General features: G+C 41.4%; 17 protein-coding genes and 1 pseudogene. 2 read left to right on the forward strand and 16 right to left on the reverse strand.

Annotated features, from left to right (window positions below):
• The coding region (locus tag JL57_RS22800) for a C40 family peptidase (protein WP_034144228.1) at positions 1-455 on the forward strand (455 nt) is incomplete at its 5' end.
• Positions 456-574: 119 nt separating this feature from the next.
• On the opposite strand, the gene JL57_RS22805 is transcribed toward JL57_RS22800, so the two are convergent.
• Positions 575-1603, reverse strand: coding sequence for a LysR family transcriptional regulator (locus JL57_RS22805; RefSeq protein ID WP_034144229.1), 1029 nt, complete (start codon positions 1601-1603; stop codon positions 575-577).
• A 391-nt stretch (positions 1604-1994) separates the two neighbouring features.
• Positions 1995-2198, reverse strand: a complete 204-nt coding sequence (locus JL57_RS22810) for a hypothetical protein (RefSeq protein ID WP_034144230.1) — start codon at positions 2196-2198, stop codon at positions 1995-1997.
• A gap of 106 nt (positions 2199-2304) precedes the next feature.
• On the opposite strand from JL57_RS22810, the pseudogene JL57_RS35285 reads away from it, so the two are divergent.
• Positions 2305-2427, forward strand: a pseudogene (locus JL57_RS35285) (HoxN/HupN/NixA family nickel/cobalt transporter); the annotation flags it as partial.
• Positions 2428-2646: 219 nt separating this feature from the next.
• Here the strand turns inward: JL57_RS35285 and JL57_RS22815 are convergent.
• From JL57_RS22815 to lgt, 14 genes are all read right to left on the reverse strand, one after another.
• The gene (locus JL57_RS22815; protein ID WP_291300449.1) at positions 2647-2859 is read right to left on the reverse strand and encodes a heavy-metal-associated domain-containing protein; all 213 of its coding nucleotides are present in this window, start codon (positions 2857-2859) and stop codon (positions 2647-2649) included.
• Between the two features lie 150 nt (positions 2860-3009).
• A complete protein-coding gene (locus JL57_RS22820; protein ID WP_366557077.1) occupies positions 3010-3342 on the reverse strand; it encodes a hypothetical protein in 333 nt (110 codons plus the stop codon).
• 394 nt (positions 3343-3736) lie between these two features.
• Positions 3737-4090: an STAS domain-containing protein gene (locus JL57_RS22825; protein WP_291300450.1), complete on the reverse strand. Its 354-nt coding sequence runs from the start codon at positions 4088-4090 to the stop codon at positions 3737-3739.
• A 30-nt stretch (positions 4091-4120) separates the two neighbouring features.
• Positions 4121-4573 (reverse strand): ATP-binding protein, encoded by a 453-nt coding sequence (locus tag JL57_RS35290; RefSeq protein WP_045690994.1) that lies wholly within the window; start codon positions 4571-4573, stop codon positions 4121-4123.
• A complete protein-coding gene (locus tag JL57_RS35295; protein WP_291300451.1) occupies positions 4570-6645 on the reverse strand; it encodes a SpoIIE family protein phosphatase in 2076 nt (691 codons plus the stop codon). Before JL57_RS35295 ends, JL57_RS35290 begins: the two co-directional genes overlap by 4 nt.
• 134 nt (positions 6646-6779) lie before the next feature.
• The gene (locus tag JL57_RS22840; RefSeq protein WP_034144234.1) at positions 6780-9236 is read right to left on the reverse strand and encodes a sigma 54-interacting transcriptional regulator; all 2457 of its coding nucleotides are present in this window, start codon (positions 9234-9236) and stop codon (positions 6780-6782) included.
• A gap of 336 nt (positions 9237-9572) precedes the next feature.
• A complete protein-coding gene (locus JL57_RS22845; protein WP_291300452.1) occupies positions 9573-10013 on the reverse strand; it encodes a hypothetical protein in 441 nt (146 codons plus the stop codon).
• A gap of 219 nt (positions 10014-10232) precedes the next feature.
• Positions 10233-10913, reverse strand: a complete 681-nt coding sequence (locus JL57_RS22850; RefSeq protein WP_034144236.1) for a GGDEF domain-containing protein — start codon at positions 10911-10913, stop codon at positions 10233-10235.
• 20 nt (positions 10914-10933) lie between these two features.
• The gene (locus JL57_RS35300) at positions 10934-12367 is read right to left on the reverse strand and encodes an HD domain-containing phosphohydrolase (RefSeq protein ID WP_291300453.1); all 1434 of its coding nucleotides are present in this window, start codon (positions 12365-12367) and stop codon (positions 10934-10936) included.
• A gap of 432 nt (positions 12368-12799) precedes the next feature.
• The gene (locus JL57_RS36595; protein WP_366557078.1) at positions 12800-13018 is read right to left on the reverse strand and encodes an FTR1 family protein; all 219 of its coding nucleotides are present in this window, start codon (positions 13016-13018) and stop codon (positions 12800-12802) included.
• A 137-nt stretch (positions 13019-13155) separates the two neighbouring features.
• Entirely contained in the window at positions 13156-13305 is a 150-nt protein-coding gene (locus tag JL57_RS35310) for a hypothetical protein (RefSeq protein WP_291300455.1), read from the reverse strand.
• A gap of 68 nt (positions 13306-13373) precedes the next feature.
• Positions 13374-15860: an FAD-binding and (Fe-S)-binding domain-containing protein gene (locus JL57_RS22865; protein WP_291300456.1), complete on the reverse strand. Its 2487-nt coding sequence runs from the start codon at positions 15858-15860 to the stop codon at positions 13374-13376.
• Between the two features lie 344 nt (positions 15861-16204).
• Positions 16205-16975: a helix-turn-helix domain-containing protein gene (locus tag JL57_RS22870; protein WP_034144238.1), complete on the reverse strand. Its 771-nt coding sequence runs from the start codon at positions 16973-16975 to the stop codon at positions 16205-16207.
• 348 nt (positions 16976-17323) lie between these two features.
• Positions 17324-18103, reverse strand: a complete 780-nt coding sequence (gene lgt, locus JL57_RS22875; RefSeq protein ID WP_034144239.1) for a prolipoprotein diacylglyceryl transferase — start codon at positions 18101-18103, stop codon at positions 17324-17326.
• Between the last annotated feature and the right edge of the window lie 93 nt (positions 18104-18196).

Consider the following 18196-nt stretch of genomic DNA (forward strand, 5'->3'; position numbering starts at 1 on the left):
GAATCGTAGGTCCCATTACTGGTAACCAACTTAACTCTCTTTATGCAACCAAAGTAAGTCAAAAGAGTAATACCCAATCCCGACAAGAGAAAGCAAATGCTATTATCGCAACTGGTAAAAAGTATATCGGTGTTTCATATTTATGGGGTGGGACATCTCCTGGGACAGGTTTTGACTGTTCAGGTTATGTACAGTATGTCTTTGCCCAAAACGGGATTTCTTTACCAAGAGTTTCCCGCGATCAGTACTCGGTCGGAGCTTCCGTGGACTTTAATAATCTCCAGCCGGGAGACTTAGTCTTCTTTTCCATAGCCGGAAATGGAAAGGTCGACCATGATGGGATCTATATTGGTAACGGCCAATTCATCAACTCTTCCAGTTCCAAAGGTGTTACCATTTATAATTTTGGCCCCTATTGGAAATTGGTTTATGTTGGTGCTAAACGAGTATTCTAATCGTTTCAATCAAACGTAACTTGATTTTGTACTTGGGAAGATAACAAAAGCACAGACCCTTAATAATCGGTCTGTGCCTTTCTTTATCTTATCCTCGGCATCCGTTTGATATAACAATGTCACTGCCATTGTTCTTGCCCATGTATCTGCCCTTTCCGATTACTCACTGCTGGGTGAGTCAAACGAACCTCACTAGCGTGTTTCTCTAAATCATTATAATTCTTTCTTAAAATATCCGATAACAACTCGTGATCATGGAGTAGGTTAATTAAGACGTGCTCATCTTTGGTCTGGGTGGTTTGGGTATTGGTGAGAATACTGAAAGGCCGATAAACGAGTGCATCTTGAATTTTTAATGTCTTGAATATTTTCCGGTCGCATTCACTGCTGACAGTCAACGAAGAGATAATGCTAATTCCAAGTCCTGCCGAGACCACTTGTTTAATCGCCTGAATACTTTCTAGTTCCATAATTACATTCAATTGATTCAGATCAAACCCTCTCTCTTTAAGGGCCATCTCCATCACCTTGCGAGTCCCGGAACCTTCCTCTCGTGTCACCAGACGCTCATTTGGGAGTTCAGCTAAGGTAATGCTATTCTTTGAGGCCCAGGGGTGAAAATGAGGAATCACGACTACCAATTCGTCATTCCAAAAATTCTCCACCTTAAGGTCTTTATGCTGAGGGGCTGTCCCCCCGATTAGGGCTATGTGCATTTTTTTCTCTGAAACATCTTGAGCAATCGACTCCGTATTACTGATCTTTACTTTGAAGTCCACGTCTGGGTAGGTCTTAGACAAATACGCCATAATATTGGGAAGAATATACTCTCCAATCGTTAAAGTCGCACCAAGATAAATAAGTCTTCTCTGATTAAGTCTTTTCTGATCTTTTGCCCGGACGCTCATCTCCTCTTTTAAACTCGTAAGAATGTCCAAGATACTTCGAATACGCGCATAGAAAATTTCACCCTCTTTGGTCAGAGTAACCCCTTTATTGGTACGGTCGAAAAAACGAACACCATACTCGTTTTCCAGACTCTGAATCTGCAAACTGATACTGGATTGACTCATGTGGAGATTCTTAGCTGATAACGTAATGTTATTGGTTTCTGCCACCTCTTTAAACACAAGAAGGTGTTGTTCCATGATGATGCAGCTCCCTTCCTAAATCCTAAATCCTATATCCACTATATCTATAATTTAAGTTCTCTCCACTTACGAATGCATCCACCTTAATTTTAATGTCCGACTTTTAGGATGCACAATCTCCTACTAGAAATGGTTGTCTTAAGGTACTAAAACTATACACTTAGCACGTTATTAAATAAAAAAATTAAGACATGCCCTTTTAACAGACAAGCCTTAACTATTTTTTATTATATTCCCATTTCAACCTCAACGTTAGAGCCCTTTTTCTGCAGAAGGCTCCATAATGACCGACGCGTTATGTTTGGGCAAAAAAAACGACGCGCTTTTAATCTATTGCTGTTGCCCGCCTAAAATGAGCAGTCGCTGCCCCCCATACAAACCATTAACGCTAATCATTTTTAATTAGCTTTTTTTCAATCAAATCACATAATTCATTAAACAATACACCGTCTTCAATTTTCATGTTCGCTTTACGCAAGTATTTTAAAAACTCAATAGGAATGCTTTCTTTCGAATCAACCTTATTTGCTACTATGAATTCATTTATTACAATTGTAATTGTCCCCCTATCTTCTCTAATAACTATTTGCATGTTTTAGCCTCAGTTCTTTAAAAATAATTATATGATTCCACTGCATAAACCCAGAAATTGCAAAAAAGGTTTTCTTACCATTTGAAAAAGTCATTCGTCTATTCACACTTCCTATCATTGAGCCATTTCCACTCCGTTATGCAAAATTTATTATCATCTATCCGTCACTGGTCTTTCAGTGATCGCTGCTTTATGTATTGGTTTGATAGAATTAACTCAGAAACTTTCCCTCTTAATATCAAGGCGATGGTATGCTATCCTAAAATAGAGGATTATACATCTACTAAGTGAGGAATAATCCTTGAATTTACAAAATTCCCAATGAAAAGGGGCTGTAACAAAACAAGTTGCAACCCCCTTATCAGGTTATATAATTGGCCCACTTCCAGTTACACAATGTCTGGATCCCCTCAATAGAGTAGTGCTCTCCTAAGCATAAACAAACTTACTAATTATTAACGACCCTGTAACCAGCCTCATCAACGGCTTTTGCAAGGGATGTACGATCAGCGGTTCCAATAACCACTGCCTGTTTATGAGCTAAATCCACTTCTGCCTGAGTAACTCCAGGGACTTTCAATAACGCCTTCTCAACTGAACTTTTGCAGTGTCCACAAGTCATTCCCTCAATTTTTAATACAATCCCATCTTGGGGATTCAAGGTATTTCCCCCAGAATGGCCTTTATTCGAATTTCCACAGCAACCACACATTTTTAACAATCGCTCCTTTTTTTACTTAGAAATAATCTTTAGGTCTTTGCCTTAATTAAGGTAGTATCAAATAGATTTCAGATCCAGCAATTCCTAATGTTAGAAATTCATCATGTTGCTACCTGTATTTACTGTTCCACTTCCATTCATCATAGAGCTTCCAGAATTGGTATTCCCGCTTCCGTTGCTCATCATGTTTCCTCCGTAATTATTCATGAATTGATTCATCTTATCAAGGTTATCTTGTCCCATTTGGGCCTTAACATTCGGGTCTGAATTCATGAGATCTTGCATCGCCTTAACATCCCCTGTTTGCATGGCGTTCTGCATCCCCGTTGAATTATGAAGATCTTGCATGGCCGTTGAATCCATTAAAGTTTGATGTTGACCTGGTGAAAAGGTTTGCTGCATGAAGCCTTGCATTTGACCCATCCATCCGCTGCCTTGTTGCTGAGTCGTTCCAGCGAGAGCTGGTAATGCTATAAGCCCTACTGCTAAGGTTGCGGTTCCTACGATTACCGTGATTGTATATTCCCCCTAATTTAATCTTCATTCTACAATTTTGCTTCATTTAGTTTACTGATCTTCCATGTCCTTAGTGTAACTCTTGGATACGATCATCTCATGAAAAAGTTGTGAATTTCTCATGAAGAATGAAATAAATAAACCCTTCTATCTGAAGGGTTTATTTATTTGCTTTTGCTAGCTCATCTATTATAGGTTTATGAAAGAATAAGAGGGAGTCTATATTAAGGGTGGAATAGACGAAATATCTAAGTTCCAATGCCAAGAGTGGAAATCTGCTCCAGACCGGATTACCACTGTATCAAACCCTGTCTTCCAACGCTTGCTTTTCTTCAGATACAATTTCAATATATTTTGGCAGTCCCACCATTTTAAAAACCTTTTCATAATGGGGGTTTAGATTGCAAACAATAATTTTTTGATTATTACTTTTCCTTGCTTCTGATATAATACCAATTAATATAGCAATACCTGTGCTGTTAATGTCCCCCACCCGGGCAAAGTTATATATAAATTTAATGGTACCCCGGCGAGACGCCAAGGTGTAGGAAGAGATCATTTCCTCTTCCCCCTGCCGGGTAAGGTCTCCTGATAGGTCGAAAATTAAAGTTTTACCTCCGGCATCTCTGGTCTTTACATTTAGCTGTGTTTCCACGGGCATTCTCCCTCCAATTATTGAAGTATTTCATTGATCCTTTGTTGAATTAAAATACATAATCAATCTGATGGTTTTATGTTGAGTTCCCGTCAACAATTCCACCTTATCCACCAATTTCTGCATGATAAAAAAACCCCACCCCCGGGTAGTACACTTACCCTCCAACCGGTCCTCCAAGCTGGGAGGTTGTCCATTTATAGTAATCGGCCACCCACCGGAATCCTGGTCTTCTACGTCAACTTGTAGTGCCTCCGGCAACTTCTTGATAATAACCGATACTGGTTTACCGGATATGTAACTATTGCCATGCTCCATGGCGTTGATACAAGCTTCCTCCAGAGCAGTTTGCAAGTCCATCACCCTACTTTGACTTAAACCACATCCTACAGCCATTTCCCCTGCCCCCTGCAGGGCTATCTTTTCAAACCCCGGCACACTGGGAAAGGTTATCAGCACCGTATCCTCCGGCCAATTTTTCAATTTGTTTCACCTCCGTTGGCAACTTGTCCCTGTAATGCCACGAGAGTAATATCGTCATATTGATCAGAACTACCAGTAAAAATATCCAGCGTGTTTTGCAAATAAGCCACTGCCTCGTTTAATTCAATCGGGGCTGTTTTAACTAATTCCTCGAAACGTTCAAATCCCCAAAACTCTCCTTGGTCATTAGTGGCCTCCACCAGGCCGTCACTGTAGAAAAATAATATCTCACCAGATGCTAAGGAAATGGTAATTTCTTCATATGTGCTATCCTCAAAAACCCCTAAGGGCAAACCGCATACATCCAGATACCTTACTTTCTTCTCCGCCGGACTGAAGAGCAGTGGCAGCGGTCCGCCTGCATTGGCAATACGACAACATTTATTAGCCGGGTCTAAAATGACGTAAGTCAGAGTCAAAAACATTCGCGGGGGCATCAATGGGATGAGCAACCTATTTAGTAGATTAAGCGTCTCCCCAGGAGTAACCTTTCCCTTGGTTGCATTATGTAATGCACCCATACCCACGACCATCATTAATGCCGCCGGCATCCCCTTGCCTGTTACATCACCTACTGCAATGCCCAGCAAATTGTCTTGGAGAGGGATAAAGTCGTACAGGTCCCCTCCTACCTCTCTAGCCGGAGTAGCCTTAGCTGTAATACTCCAGCCGGGTAATAGTGGAACCCTGGCTGGAAGAAAACTTTGCTGCACCCTCCGGGCCAACACCAGTTCTTCTTGAATGATTTTATGAGTCATTTGCAATTGTTTTATTGCTTCTTCCAACTCCCTAGTTCTATCTTTAACTTTTTGCTCCAGCCCGAAGGTAAGCTCATTTATGACTGTTTCCCGGTTGGCCAACCCCTGTGCCATATCATTAAAGCCCAGAGCCAGATAACTAAATTCGTCTGTACCAGTGAAATGAACTCTGGTGGTAAAATCACCGGACTGAATCTTACCCATGCCTGTGTCCAAAAGATGCACCGACCGGGATAAATAGCCGGAGAAAAAATAACCTATAGCGGTGGCACAGATAATACCCATGGCAGCCAACAAAGCTATCACTATTTGAATATTATTGGAACTGTTCACTACTTCTTTTGTATATACAGCCTGTACTATTAACGCCTGATTCTCCTTGGTCCAAGCAAAACCCAAAAGTAATTTCTTTCCTGGCAAATACAGCCAACCTTCAGGGTGTTGCCTTGTTTGTTGCAGTATTTCTACCGTGTTCAATGGGATGTCGGAAATGTTGGAGTACAAAATACCTCCTTGGTTATTTATTAAGATTAGATGTCGATTAAAGTGGGGTGCCATCATTCGCAAGTATTGATAATTATTTTGTTGAATGAAGGATAGTCCGGTCATAGCAATATCCTGAGCATTTGCGGCCAGGTTATTCCCCGCTTTTTCCTTGTCCGAAACGTCAAGCTTATACCAGCTCACCCCTGCTATAACTATTAAGGGCACCACCGCCAATAATATATATGAAAACATAATTTTTTGTTTAAGGGTAAATCCTCTGGCTATCCTTGTTGAAAAAAGTTGATCCATTTTATCAAATTGAAAATACGCTAAGAAAAAACGTCTGGTTAAATTTTCAGTCAAAAATATTTTTAAAAGAGAATGACTGGCACAAAGATAGATATTTAGGATAATCAATATTAAGGCTTCCGACGGGGTAAAGACATGTCCCCCTGAAGCCATATAAAACATAGTAACCCCAGGTATAATAGCAATACAAAGGGTATGAACCAATAGTATCCTCAAAAAAAATAGTAAGGGCAGTTTTTTTATGTAAATCAAAGCTTCCTGGTTTTTCCTACAAGAAACTTGGAAATGCTCTGGGTCGGGTAAGTCTCGTAAGGGTGTTAAAAGCTTTTTCACTACAAAAAGATCCGTAAGGCCAGCCAATACCACCCCAAAACCCAGTGGGGCAAACAAATGCTGGTAATTCAAGGAACCCTGGGGATGAATTACAAGGTATGCCGGTATCCCAAGGATAAACAAGAAAAGAAGTCCAATGCAGCTTTGTTTAATTTCAGACAAGTAAAGTTTTTTATAGTTATTCATAGCTACTTCCTCTCAATACTTCCTGATATCTTGGATATTTACCAACAAGATATCTTTCCACCGTCACACCTCCCAACCAGGTAGTCCGGAGCGTAAATACACGGATATACCATATTTACTCTCCTAATCTTGCCTTAACGAAACAAAAGTATCGAAATAGTCAGTAAGTAGCTAACGGCTCCGGCAAAGGTTAGCACCGAATACTTTTTTTCCGTTGCAGTTAACGCCCTGCGAGATGCTCCTATACAAATTAAAGTCCCTATAAAACCCGCTGACAAGACTAAAATCCTCAAAAAACTTAATAATGAAATTAATACTAGCTGACTTTCCACCACACCATTCATTAAATGGTGTAAATATAACAGCAAACTTGGCAGCATGGGAAGAAACTGTAGTTGATAGGCAAAATGCGCGGCCAATACCAGGGGTATCAGGCATAATACTAACCTTATTCGGGGCATTGCTTCCTCTTCAGTCAAAAGGCTACGTATGGCCCACCAGCCGGCAAACCCTGTACCAAAAACAATCGCCCAAAAAATAATGGAAAAGGTAGCGATACTATTATGTATAAATTGGTATTTGTCATAAAGTAATACTGGTATTAATTGTGCCCCGAAGATAAGCACAAAGATGGCCATACCACGGTTAACATGGCGGGTAAGCCAAATTTCCCTGGCAGGCGGTCTAATATTAAGCATAATGGAACTATGCGGACAGTTTATTACACAGTTCATACATAATTTACAGGCTACATTGTTATCCACAAAAGATAAGTGCTGGAATAAAGGGCAACCCGCCACTCCCTTACTTCCTTTATAACAGTCAAAGGTAGTGCATTTATGACGGCATATTTCAGCCTTGGAGCGCAATTCCAAGGGGGCTACCATGGAACAAACGGAAACCATGCCTCCCAAAGGACAGATATGCCGACACCAGGTATGCCTGGGGTAATACAAGGCCGCCAAAACTGCGCCTAGGGTAATAACGAGCAATAATAACCCCGTGGCCGGAGGAGATTCCCTGATTCTGCTTACTTCTTCAACCCAGAAAATAAGAGAAAATAATAACGACATAATGATGTAATCGTATTGTTTGAGAAGACGGGGCACCGGCCGATTAAAACTAAAACGTTTTTGAACCATATCTGCCGTGCCTGCAAAGGGGCATATTGAGCAGGTGAAACGTCCTGCTAGGGCAGAGGAAAAAAGCAACGCAGGCCAACCTATGGACCAGACGGCCCCTAACACTAGGGTTCCCACAATCCCGCCCTGAGTTGCGGAAGCCACTAGTATAAAAATCCAAAGGCCACAACTAGCTGCCACCTGAGGTATTCGAGGGTATATACGGTTTTTAATTAGCCGGTTTACCGACGGAAATTGCAGTACATCCAGCGCTATGCCGGGGTTTTCCAAGATTACACCAGTAAAAATATGCTCAGCGTTTATTTCCCCGCCATCGGCTAATACTAGTGCCCTCTCCAGTATTTCCTCAAGTTCAGCCACATTGGATTGGGTGTATTTATAGTTTAGAAGCTTTTCCTGGGCTTCCTTGGTTATGGTAGGCAATGGGTACTGGTGTTTCTTGGTCAATTTCCTTAAAAGTGATGAACAAAGTAGAGGAATATCCCGCATTCTATCTCTTAGAGAAGGTAACATTAAAGAATTAGCTAGAAGACGGGTAAATTCATCCGTATTTAATAGATCAGCCCAATTACTGGGCTCAGCGGGTTCCCTAGAGATGATCATTATTCTGACATCCAGCAGATTATCTTCCATGTAGGCGGCTAGTCTAATCAGCACCAGGGGACTCAAAAGGTCAAAATCCTTTAATATTAGAGTACCTCCGGCAGCAAGTTCCAAGTAACCGAACCTGTTTAGCCCCAATCCTTGAATAAAGCCGCCAATACCACCAAAAATTCGCTCTCCTAACTCATCATCCAGCATATCCCCACATTCCACAGTTATGAAAGGCCTAATATTGTCGTCGTTATCTCTATGGATAAGCCATGCCAGCAATTCTTTACCTGTACCTTTTTCACCGACTAAATATAGCGGTTGCCTTAATGGAGCCAATTGGCTGATGAGCTTTCTGTATTGCCTAATTTTTTGGTGGTTACCTGCCAATTCCACGTGTTTGTTTTGCTTTTCTTCCGTTAAGAGCCGGGCATAAAGGTTTTCCTTGCGACGGTATACCCAGTTTTTCTCATCCGCTTCTTTCAACCGGGTAATTAAATCCTGTACCATTATATTAAAAACTTCCGGTGTTTTTTGGACAATTTCCGAAAAAGCTGCCAAAGGCAAAATAAGCACTTGCCCCCTTTCCAGGGCCGTCAGCTGATAACCTGGCGCTACGGTATCCCCTGTGGGCAGTTCAAGCACCGGAAAAGTAGCATTTATGTCAGAATCCAATATCTCTTGGCTTTCCTCATCGCCAAAAGAAAGCCGTAAGCGCCCCTTGATCGGTAAAAGCCATTGCCCCTGAGTAACTTTTCCTGTATGTATTTTTTCTCCCGGGAAAATCTCAATGACCCGTCCCAATTCTATTAAGTCTGCCATGACTTTAGCATCTATATTATCTCTGATAATAGTCATTTTATTGCCTCCCAGGTTAATAAATGAGCATCTATTCTCTTTCGCGTCTTATATAAGATTAATAGTAATTAATGGATATTTCATAGTTATTCGACAAAATTCAATAGTTTCCTTTTTTTGAACTAACTTTCTGTTTTCACAGAACAAGGTCGAAAGCGCGATATAACTTGCTTCCAACCTTATGATAGATTATATGTACATAGGGAATAATCCTCTATGTATCTGGAATTTGTAAATGTGAATGAGTCGCGAATTTCTCATGAAGAAGGGACCCCGCTTAAAAAGCAGAGTCCCTTCTTTTTAAATTTAGATCAGGAGGGCATTGTCCCTTGGGATTTATTTTACACTTAGAGCTTCCTTTACCAAGGGTTGTAGGGCTGGATCTTTTAGCATGGCTGCAAAGGTCGCTTTCATTTTCGGATCGGACATGATCTGTACCATAGGCTTATACATTGATGGATTAGACATAATACTCACCATATTAGCCTGGTTTTCACTACTCCCCATTATACCCATCATATTATTTTGTACGTCGCTATCTTTCATCACATCTACCATCACAGGCATCATTTGTGAAGACCCCATTATTTTTACCATGGACTGGCGAGTATATGGTGAACTAAAAACATTCATCATTTCCGTAGGATTGCTCGTCATATATTGAGTCATGTTGCTGGTGTTCATCATACCCTGATTTTGGCTGCCACAACCAGCTAGACTTAACATGGCAATAGAAATTAGAGCTACAAACATTATAACTTTTTTATTCTTCTTCACAACCATCATCTCCTACTCTTTAAATCGCTTTAAATAATTTCCATTCATTAGACAAACTAAACCAAAGGGCAAGGGCTCTCATCCATTACAATCTAACAAATGAGCGGCTAGCAGAGGACAAGAAGTAAAAAGAATGTCCTCCGGCTGAATAATACGAGATAAACACGATAACTTTACAATAGTTCCTAAAAGCGGTCACCTCCTTAAAAGACTGAAGTGCTAGCTCGATATTGTACAATTCTTACCACTATTTTTAGCTTTTAAAAGCGCTTGGTCTGAAGCAACAATAACGTCATGAATATATTGCCCATCGTCCGGATAACTCGAAACGCCCAAGGAAACAGTTATCTGGGGATATGCTTGATTATCAAGTTGACTTATTTCCGACCTAATTTTTTCAGCCATCTTCATCGCGTTCTTTTTATCGCAATCCAATAAAAGCAGGGTTATTTCCTCCCCGCCATATCTATATACTCGGTCGGTCGCGCGGACACAGGCTCTAATAGTCTCTCCTACCTTTTTGAGTACATTATCCCCAATGTCATGGCCAAAGTGATTGTTGAAATCCCTGAAATTATCAATATCGAGAAATATTAAGGAATATAAGCCACTATAGTCAAACTGTTTTATATCCTGATCAAAAGCCCTTCGATTTAGAAGTCCAGTTAAGTTATCCGTCATCAGGCTAACCTTTAATTGTTGGTTTAACCTTTTAACTTTCTCAAGCCTTTTATAAAAAAGAACAGCCACAATAAAATTCGTTAACCCAAACGAAGCTCCCATTATGATGCAATGCAAAACAAGATTATTGAATAATGGCATATCCATGAAATACAAGAGTACTACTGAATAAAGTATCCCAGTAAATACCATAGCTATTAACAGCCATAATTTACTCATACGGTAAAAACTCCCTCTTCTTAAGTGATCGCCAAAAGTTTCTTTTCACATTCTAAAAAAGCTTCCACCACCTCCGGATCAAAATGCTGGTTTTTATCCGCTACAATTCTATTCATCGCTTCTAGATGGGAGAGTCCTTCTTTATAAGATCTCTTAGATCGAATTGCGTCATACGCATCGCAGAGGGCGAAAATCCTTGCTTCCAAAGGAATCTCCTCACCCCCAAGTCCCTCAGGGTATCCTTTTCCGTTAAATTTCTCGTGGTGATATGCGCATATATTCATCCCCATTTCGAGAAAAGACTCCGTTAAATGGTATTTTTCAATCGTCTCTCTGAGGACATTTTGACCAGTGAGTACGTGTTTCTTCATTTCATCAAACTCTATATCCGTCAATTTGCCATTTTTCAATAAAATAGCGTCGGGTATTGCTACTTTACCAATGTCGTGCAACGTGGCCGCGTAATAAAGATTGTCTAAAAAGTCACGAGTAATAACCTTTTTATACCTTTTATGCGTGCTTAATTGACGGGCTAAGATCACGGCATAATCTCTTGATCTTTCTAAATGCTTCCCCGTCTCTGGATCACGCCCCTCTGCCAAAGTGGCAAGTGAAAAGACGATAGCCTTTTGGGTGTTAATCGTCTTTTTCAAGACTGAAAAATTTGTAAGGATGCTGAACACGACTAAGCTGAGAAATAACAGAAACAAGGCTCCGAACAGATAAATTAGTTTACCTAAGGTTACTTTCAATAAAGGATATTGATGATATGCGGCAATAATAAATGGTTGATCGGCAAAGATCTTAACCTTGGAATAATGGATCATTTCCAGCTCAGTAACTGGGTACCAACCAGAATTACTCGTTAAGGCATAACCAAGGTTTTTGATATTGAACGTTCCAACTTTCTGATCGAAGAAAATATCTACGCCATCATCCGTATGAATAAACAATTGGTTGTTGGGGAGTATCTCAAAAACGTTGACTAAATCAAGATCAATGAACAAGACTCCTTTTTTCACCGCTCTATCATCGGATAAAGGCAAAGCAAGTGTCATTAATACCTGCTTCGTTATGTTAGTCCCTTCTTCTTCTGTCGCGAAATAAATTGACGAAAGTGCTATCTGCTCTTTCTCCAATGCAACAGCTTTTTTAAAAAGTTCCCTATGTATCTCACGATTACTTAAGCCATTAGGCCAAAAAAGTGGCCTTTTCGTTTCGCTTTCTACCTTTAACATCTCTGCACCAGACAGATTTGTGACCGTCATCTGGTACGATTGTTTACCCTCCAAAAAACCCTTGAGCACTTTCTCTGCTCCACTTTTTTTTAGCGGGTCAAAATCTTTGGCAAAGTACGATTTTATATCTGGTAACGCTAAGACAAAGTCTAAGTCCCGCTGAAGATCTGAAAAATAATTGCTTATAATCGTTTTCCCCGAAGTTACTTCAGCCATGGTTTTTTGACTTCTCCATTGTGCTTCCTCTTCATAGACCTGTCTCGTCCCTAGGTATAAAGATATCCCGAAACCTACTAACAAAAGGAGGATGACTATGAGATATACCAGGTTCTGGCGTATTAATTTTCTTATTAAGAATGAATCTCTTCCTAGCTGAGTAGGGAAACGCTTCATAATTTTGTTGTCCTTTGTCCTTAATTTAATAATACCAATGGTTCCCACTTGACATAACCTATTATAGCAGTTATACAGCCGAAGTTGTGAATAAGATATGAATTTGTCTAAAAAAATATAATAATGGGAGTTGATATGGTTCAGTAAAAAGAATAATACCCAACCCCGCCAGAGAAAACAAATGTGTATTGCAACTGCTAAAAAGTATATCGGTGTTTCATATTTATGGAGTGGGTCATCTCCTGAGATGGGTCTTTACCTTGGGGAGATGACTAAAGCTCGGACCCTTAATAATCGGTCTGAGCCTTTAGTCATAGCCATGTTCAACAATCTGCGGGACAATTCCAAGTTCCCTAATGCATGTACACTATGCGATACCAACCCCGCCGCGACAAAGATCAAAAGCAATCCTGTCACCAAGAAGAATTTCTTCAGTTCCAATTTTACAGTCGATTTGAATAACAAGACTTCCATAACCGCTGCCAAAATTAAACCGATAACGGCCCCAATCAGTGAGAAGAGATGATGAGTTCATGAAAAAGGGACCCCGATTAATACTCATTCGGGATCCCTTTCTTCCTAAAAACGACCAGAGAGATTTATACAGTAACCTATTTTTTGGCCTCTGCCGGAACAACAATGGGGGCCAGTATGCTATCTTTGAGCATCTCAACACATTGAGCCATATAAACTCCGACTTTTTCCGAAGGATCCATTGTCGGGATACCAAGTGCTCGGGCGACGAGTTCGGTTAAATCCATTTGTTGGACCTCCGTTCCCATAGCGTGACAGGTTGCGTTAAATTGTGATCCACACCCCGCACAGTTGGTCACGAGGTATTCCAACCAGTTGCAACCGCTTCCTCTACACGTTTCATTCCGCTTTGAGCAACCGTGGGCAAGGAATCAAACGCAGAAACGAGTCCACAGCATAACCCCTCTTCCTTGATGTGTTCCATTTCGCGAAATTCAATGCCCGGAATAGCGCGAATAACACTTCGGGGTTCATCATAGTGCCCAAACCAACGCCCAACATGACATGAATCATGGTAGGTAATCGTGTTGCTTAGAGGGTCCGTAAACTTCAGGCGGCCATCCGCGATAAGCTCGCTTAAAAAGACAGTGATATGCTTAAAGCGAATGTTACATTCAAGCCCCATTTCCAAGGCCATTTGCTGATAGTTTTCATTAAAAGTCGCGTAGCAGCCTGGGCAGGAAAAGATAATCGTCTCAATACCGGCTTCTTTAAACATTTCCAAATTCTCTCCAACAAGGTTTTGGAAGTCTTTCTTATATCCTCCTAAGGTTAAATAAAGTCCACAGCAGCGTTCACGCTCCCGGAAATGAACAAAAGGAATTCCGAGATGATCCATAATACGGGTCGCGTTTTGCGCCATATTGTCCATGATCGTGCCTGCCCAGCAACCGGACCAATACGCAATTTTACCGTGGGTTTCTGTTGGAACATCCAGCCACTTTAAGCGGTCTTCCGCAGGGACGCCCCAGAAGTTACCCGTATTAAGCACGTTGTCACGGATGATTCCAAGGCCGGTATTCTGTAGTTTATTCTTGTTGAATTCGTAACGTAACGCCATCCAGTGGTGGGCATTATGAGCGCGGATTTGACAAACGGAGTCGCATTTTTTGCACGTGGTACATGGATAAAGTGCCTTTCCAACTTCATCGTCCATCGGAAGTTTACCCTTGATATGTTGGTTAAGAATAAAATATTTGCCGCGTGGAGAGTTACTTTCCCAGGGAATAGCATCAAATACCGTACAGACATTACGACAATAGCCGCATTGTGCGCAGGCAAACGTGTCATCTGTCAACCCGTCGTCGAGCGGCGAGGTAAAATCATTCCCTTGCCACTTCATGAGTAAACGCCCGGCAAGTCCAATCAGGCCGCTCCCAGCATTCGCAACTTTCATGGCCGTGGAAAGCATCTTTGTTGGGGATTGTTTATCCATTGAGATAGGAATTATCTTGCCAGGATTCATGATCCCCTCGGGGTCGACAAATTGTTTGAAGTCCCAAATATTTTTTAGGCGCTCTTCACCATAAAACGTTTTGGCGCGATCGGTAAAGTACATCCCGACGCTAAAGACTTTACCCCCATGTTTTTCACCACTATCCATAACATCCAAGGCACAAGCGTAAGCCAGCGGAAAACCAAGCTTTCTTTCGTCTGAAAGCATAAAACCTAAGATGGAGATTTGGTCATGCCCAACCATTGTTCCCTCAAGGGCAAATTCCCCTTTGAATTTACGTTCGACTTCTTGGACAAAGGTAGCAACTTCTGTAATTGGAATGACTACCTCACTGGCAACTAAGGTCGGACCAAGCTTTTTGAAGCGCATGGGATAAAACTTATCGTTCCACTCCTCAACTGCTAATTTCTCCCGCATAATTTTTCCACTATACTTTGTTGTGAGCTCCCGAATCGGGTTCTCTACAGAAGACCGACGGGGTTTTGGAAAAACCATCGTGACCAAATACTGGTCTTCGGGCAAAACATAATGCTCAAGGGCCTTTTGTTTAAGGGAAACATAAGCTGGTGTGGATAAGCCGACGTTCCAGAGCGGCACATTTTTCTCCGAGAGGGCTTTCAAAAATTCAGAGGCGCTTTGCATGTTCGGAAAAGCCGAGAGGATCACACTCTCTTCATCTTTTTCCCGTGCCCGAACTGTAACGCTCACGATCGATCCCGTGATTCCGCATAAACTGTAAACCTGGAACAAATCCTCGCCAACAAACGTTTTTAAATGACCATTGGGTAACACTATCTCCACCGAGACGATGTTCTGAAGACAGTCTCCAAATTCATAACTGCCATACCCGCTCCCTCCCTGAGCAACCCAACCAGCAACTGTCGAACTGTTTGAACTCGAAGGAAACGCCCGCAATGTTAATCCGCGATTGCTTAACTCCTTCTCCAAATTGCTCCAGATTACGCCAGGTTCAACCGTAGCCGTCATGTTTTCCGTATTGATATCTAGGATCTTGTTCATTCTGACGAAGTCCACAACAATTCCGGCCTTTACTGGAACACTGCCCCCAAACCCTGCAGTTCCTGCACCTCTGGGTACAACGGGAATCTTTTCTTCCTTAGCAAGTTTGGCAAGTGCTATAACGTCGTTCACACTTGTGGGTTGAACAACGCCATCCGGAGTACACCCAATCATTGCCCGAATTTGTTCAGGCATGATCCCCATATCATGAGAGTAAACCACTCTTTCAACTCTATTAAAGCGCACACGATCACTAAATATCTCTTGAAGTTTAGACATCTGAACCGTCGTTAGATTTTGCTTCACTTTATTGTTCTCCTTTCAATTTGCAGCACTACCATACGAGTTTAATAAATTTGCACAAATACTTAATAAATGTTCAAAAAAATAATAGCTAATTCTCAACAAGTGCTTATTTCCACCAATCTACCCCTTCCTTTAACACCCCATTTTTAAACCATTAGTTCAAATTAAATGAACTTATTTTTAATGATTGCCAACTATTTCGACATCATTTCTTTGATTCCTGCCCGCTAATTAAATAAATTTATGTTTTTCATCTCTGCCGATACAAAAAAAATAGACCTCCCGAGTTAGGAACTCAAGAGGAAATAAATTCTCATGTCGATTGAGCGGATTAGAGGAAGTGCTTAATCCAAAAGTGATCGATTCCGTTTATAGAACTGAATATAATTAAGAATAAATTTTAAATCTCCCGCTCCCAAATCCCTAACTGCCCGGAGGACTGATTGTACCCTTGGATCTCCCAAGAGAGACAAGACATCAGTATTTAACGAGGCGACTAGGTTATCTACATCTTCTTGTTCTAAGAGAAAATAACAAACCGATACTCCCAAAGCCTTAGCTACATTTTCTAATGTATCTAAAGATGGCTCAGCCTGATTATTCTCAATCTGACTAACCATTGCAGGAGTTATTTCTGCCCGATCTGCCAAAGCAACTCCAGTAAGCCCTTGTTTTTCCCGTTCACGACGTACACGTTCCCCCATCGAAAGCGCATCTGCCGATTTCTCCAAAAAATATCGCACTGTGACACTCAAAGCCTCACCCAAACGGTCTAACGTCTCTAAGTCAGGTTCCTCTGTCCCCTCTTCATAGGCCTGAATGCGTTCTGGCGAAATTCCCGATAGTTCACTGAGTTCTTCAATCGTTAAGCTTCGTCCCCTGCGAATAAAGCTTATTTTTTCGCCGCATACCTTTTCCGTACCAATCTCAAATAGATAGGTGGGAGAAATATTTAAGACGTCGGAAAGTTTCTTCACCATTGCTACCGATGGCTTCTTTACCCCTCGCTCAACTGCACTCAAAAACGAACAAGAGACTCCCAACTGATCTGAAAGCACTTGAAGTGTGAACCCTCTTTGTTTGCGAAAATCCCGGATCATTGTTCCTAAAGCCATATTTCATCCGCCTTATTTTAATTAGAATCAACCTTTATTCGTGTTGATTAAGTAGCCCCTTAAAAAAGATATCTCATTTAATATAGCATAAGTCCAATAAACGTGTATAGCCCTATCACGATCAGTGATAGGGCCGTAACCAATATTTGCTCTATCCCACTTAGGTGGAAGGTCTATTAGGCTTAACTTACAGCTTGGTTTTATGACAACTGGTACAGTTAGGGCGATCTAGATGCTTTGTTATCTTTGCACCGTTAGCCCCGCTTTCATGACAGGACTTATAGTCCATGTCTTGGGTAACCTCATGAGGAATGGCAGGACTTTTAGATACCCTTTAGCTAAGCCAGTTCACTTTCTCGCAATACTCCTTGGCAAAGTCAGAACAGCGGCAGAAATAAGGACAATAACAATCATACCCACACTACTCCACTGTCCCGAAGTCCAATTGAATAGATAGCGTGCACCATCCCCTCGTAAAAATTCTAATCCGAACCGCCCTAGTGAATAGAGTACAATATAGGTTAAAAAGAGGATGCCCCTCGGCAATTTGCGCCAACGCGAAAGGATTATGATCAGCGCAAAAACAACCATGTCCCATTGCCCTTCCCATACTTCTGCCGGCCATAAAGGTTGGCTGCCATAGGCATCATATGCTGGAGTTCCCGAGGGATAAACCAAACCAAAACCTTGATTAGTCGGGCTACCATAGGCATCCCCATTAAGAAAGCAAGCAATTCTTCCGATCCCCTGCCCTAAGATAATCCCAGGAGCGGCAATATCAGCCATTCTCCAAAAATCAAGCTGATGCTTACGAGTATAGATCCATCCTACAATAAAAGCCCCAACCAGACCTCCTTGAATAGCCATACCGCCGTGCCATATCATAAAGCTTTCGGCAAGATGGAGGGAATAATAGTCCCACTCGTAGAAAAAGACCTGCCAAACACGTGCTCCAATAATGGCTCCAATCACAGCAAAGAGAACCAAGTCTAAAAGATGCTGGCGGTATTCCTTCTCAGAAGAGGCTAAATGATAAGCTACCGCTAAACCAATTAATATGGCAATGGCTACCACTAAACCGTAAGATCTTAGAGAAAATCCCCCGATGCTAAATAACGTTTGCAGCAAATCTTGTTCCCCCTCTTTTTAATTCATAGTATTTATACCGGATTAGTATAAATTAATTGTAGGTTTCCATGTCCCTTTTGTCAAGTACACTCT

Source organism: Desulfosporosinus sp. BICA1-9, assembly GCF_000802135.1.